This is a genomic window from Mesorhizobium sp. M4B.F.Ca.ET.143.01.1.1 (assembly GCF_004792275.1).
Lineage (GTDB): Bacteria > Pseudomonadota > Alphaproteobacteria > Rhizobiales > Rhizobiaceae > Mesorhizobium > Mesorhizobium abyssinicae.
Window position 1 is genome coordinate 1 of the sequence record NZ_SRSR01000351.1, and the last position, 285, is coordinate 285.

Annotated in this window: 1 protein-coding gene; it reads right to left on the minus strand. The window is 62.5% G+C overall.

What is annotated here, in order from left to right:
- The coding region (locus tag EN786_RS37315) for an ABC transporter substrate-binding protein (protein ID WP_145972940.1) at positions 1 to 269 on the minus strand (269 nt) is incomplete at its 3' end.
- Between the last annotated feature and the right edge of the window lie 16 nt (positions 270 to 285).

Sequence of the window (285 nt, forward strand, 5' to 3'; positions counted from 1 at the left end):
GCGACGATGCGGTTGGCGACCGAAACCGCCTGCTTCGGATCGCACTGGTCGTCCTCGATGTCGAGCTTGATCTGGGAGCCGTTGACACCGCCGGCCGCGTTGATGGCGGCGGCAGCGGCCTGCGCGCCCTGCTTGAACTGGTCACCGATGGGGGCGAGCTGACCGGTCATCGGGCCAACCACCGAAATGGTGATGTCGTCGGCGAAGGCAACCGGTGCGCTCATCATCAGGCCAAATGCGGCCGCGCTCAAAATACCCAATTTTTTCATGGCTATAGAACTCCTC